Origin of the sequence: Haloferax sp. Atlit-4N (genome assembly GCF_003383025.1) — an archaeon.
Lineage (GTDB): Archaea > Halobacteriota > Halobacteria > Halobacteriales > Haloferacaceae > Haloferax > Haloferax gibbonsii.
In genome coordinates this window covers 1-435 of the sequence record NZ_PSYY01000128.1, presented here as the reverse complement: position 1 = coordinate 435, position 435 = coordinate 1, and the positions used below count along the sequence as shown (strand labels likewise).

The 435-nt window shown below is 52.2% G+C and carries 1 pseudogene; it reads right to left on the bottom strand.

Features of this window, described 5'->3' with window-relative positions:
* Nucleotides 1–435 (bottom strand): annotated as a pseudogene (locus C5C07_RS21500) (Ig-like domain repeat protein); the annotation flags it as partial.

The window sequence follows — 435 nt, the reverse complement described above, 5'->3', positions numbered from 1 at the left end:
GACTGGTCGAAAACGCTCTTGATGGCGATTGTGCGGGTAACGTATCCATCCGCACTGACTTCGATAATGTAGCCACGGTCTGCATTGATGCCGGTGAGGTCGATAGTACCATCATTGGTCGTCTTTTCGAAGATGAGTTCACCCGAGTATAGCTTGGCTTTGATATCGACGGTGTCATTGATCTTCTCACCAGTCGAGACGTTCCGTATCGTGACGCCTGAGGGGATTGCAAAGCTTGCTGTGTCGCTGGTGACCTCGTTCCCGAACTCATCGACGAGTCGGACACTCCAATCATGAGTGCCTGCTTGTAGTCCACCTGCGTATGCGGTGACCTCTTGAGATGACGAAATGGTCTGTGATGCAATTTCTGAGCCGTCAACAGACCATTCGACCGTGACGGTGTCCCCTTGTGCTGTTGAGAAATCGCTGTCGTCG